We start from the raw sequence: 2,284 nt of genomic DNA on the forward strand, positions 1-2,284 counted from the left end.
AACGGTGATACATGCATAGATTGCTATTCCCATCTTTTTTCGCTTGTAGTAAAATAAAGGTGACATACAGATGTCGTGTTATACGTTGTATCATATAGATGGAAGTGAAAAGCATGAAAATAGATAGAATGATAGGAATCTTATCCTTGCTGCTGCAAAGAGAAAAGGTCACAACGCCTGAACTGGCAGAGCATTTTGAAGTGTCTAAAAGGACCATCATAAGGGATATTGATGCCCTATGTCAGGCTGGAATACCAATATGTACGACTCAGGGAACTGGTGGCGGCATCCGCATCATGGATGGATATCGAATGGACCGTACTGTTCTAACCTCGAAGGATATGCAGATGATCATGGCAGGGCTGCGAAGTCTCGATAGTGTCAGCGGAAGTCATTATTACAGCCAGCTTATGGAAAAAATCAAGGCAGGTTCTTCTAATTTCATCGGTGGAAATGATACGATTTTGATCGACCTCTCTTCCTGGGATAAGGAGTCAATATCGGAAAAGATTACGCTGATACAGACTGCAATCGACACGAAGCGGGCAATCTGTTTTGATTATTATTCTCCCAAGGCAGAAAGCGCAAGATTGATAGATCCGTATTATCTGATCTTTAAGTGGAGCAGTTGGTATGTTTGGGGTTTTTGCAGGGGTAAACAGGATTTCCGAATGTTTAAGCTAAACCGTATGGACAGACTGGAGCTGTCTGCTGAGCCGATAGCAAATCGAGAGATTCGTTTTCCGGAATTTGAGACAAAGACTTTCTTCCCGGCAAATGTCCACCTGAAGGCAGCATTCGACCCCTCTATGAAATGGCATCTGATTGAAAACTATGGGTCGTCGTCGTTCACAATTCAAGAAGATGATTCCCTGTTGTTTGAGATGGATATGGATGAAAATGGCGTTATCGCTTGGCTTCTTTCCTGCGGGGATAAGGTTACGGTATTGGAGCCACAGTCTGTTAAGGAGAAAATGCTTCAAGTAGCTTCTGCAATTGCATCAAAATATCAAGAATAAGGACGGAAATAATTATGGCATTTGATTTTAAGAAAGAATATAAAGAATTCTATATGTCTAAAAGTGTGCCGGAGATCGTAACAGTTCCCAAAGCAAATTATATTGCCGTTAGGGGGATGGGTGATCCAAACCAGGAAGGCGGCGCTTACCAGAGCGCGGTCAGCATTTTGTATGCGGTGGCGTATACACTGAAGATGAGTTATAAAACAGATTATCGCATCGAAGGATTTTTTGAATATGTTGTTCCGCCATTAGAAGGGTTTTGGTGGCAGGAGGGTGTCGATGGTATAGATTATGGGGATAAATCTACCTTTCATTGGATTTCTGTGATTCGCCTTCCGGAGTTTGTTACAAAGAAGGATTTTGACTGGGCCGTGGAAGAAGCTGCTCGTAAAAAGAAGCTGGACTGTTCTTTGGCAGAGTTTCTAACGATTGAAGAGGGACTGTGTGTTCAGATCATGCATATAGGACCGTTTGATCATGAGCCGTCAACTGTCGCATTGATGGATCAGTATATTGCAGAAAACGGATATGCGAACGATATGAACGAAAACAGGCTCCACCACGAGATATATTTATCGGATGCACGGAAAGCAGCGCCGGAGAAATGGAAAACCATAATTCGCCATCCGATTAGAAAACGATAAAGGAGATCGCTATATGAAAAATAAAGCACTTGTTGTCATTGACATACAAAATGACATTACAAAGAATTACCGTGAAATCGTTGAGAACCTCAATAAAGCCATAGACTGGGCTATTGAACAAGAAATGTATGTGGTATACATCTGCCAGAACAACATTACCCCTTCTGCAAAGAATTTCCTTCCTGGTACAAAAGGCGCAGAAATCGTTCCGGAGCTTCATGTCGCGAGTGATCACATTTTCATCAAGACCAAAACAAACGCCCTTACCAGCGAAGCATTCTGTGCATTTATTGAGGAAAACAGGATTACGGAGTTTGTGATTACCGGCGCTGATGCAACCGCTTGTGTGAAGTCTACCTGCTATAACATGACGAAAGCAGGATATGCCGTTACCGTTCTATCTGACTGCGTGACCAGCTATGATAAGAAAAAGATTCCTGTCATGCTGGAATATTATAAAAGCAAAAATTGTATAGTGGTGACTTTGGATCAGATGGTAGCGACGTCTTTACAATAATCAGAGAGGAAACGAATGCAGTTTATAAATTGCCCTATGTAGGAAATAGAACGAGCGCCCTGCTGATCGTGATGGTCAGCAGGGTTTTTCTGTAGCGAGAT

Annotated in this window: 3 protein-coding genes; all 3 read left to right on the forward strand. The window is 42.3% G+C overall.

The genetic code is table 11. From position 1 onward, the window contains the following. Positions 1 to 113: 113 nt before the first annotated feature. From QZZ35_RS11260 to QZZ35_RS11270, 3 genes are read left to right on the forward strand one after another with little or no spacing between them, the layout of a single operon-like run. Entirely contained in the window at positions 114 to 1,019 is a 906-nt protein-coding gene (locus QZZ35_RS11260) for a helix-turn-helix transcriptional regulator (protein ID WP_291235568.1), read from the forward strand. 14 nt (positions 1,020 to 1,033) lie between these two features. After that, on the forward strand, positions 1,034 to 1,666 hold the full coding sequence (locus QZZ35_RS11265; RefSeq protein WP_291237489.1) for a GyrI-like domain-containing protein: 633 nt from the start codon (positions 1,034 to 1,036) through the stop codon (positions 1,664 to 1,666). A gap of 13 nt (positions 1,667 to 1,679) precedes the next feature. Beyond that, on the forward strand, positions 1,680 to 2,183 hold the full coding sequence (locus QZZ35_RS11270; RefSeq protein ID WP_291237490.1) for a cysteine hydrolase family protein: 504 nt from the start codon (positions 1,680 to 1,682) through the stop codon (positions 2,181 to 2,183). The last annotated feature ends 101 nt before the right edge of the window (positions 2,184 to 2,284 follow it).

Source organism: Frisingicoccus sp. (assembly GCA_016298055.1).
Taxonomy (GTDB): Bacteria; Bacillota; Clostridia; order Lachnospirales; family Lachnospiraceae; genus Frisingicoccus.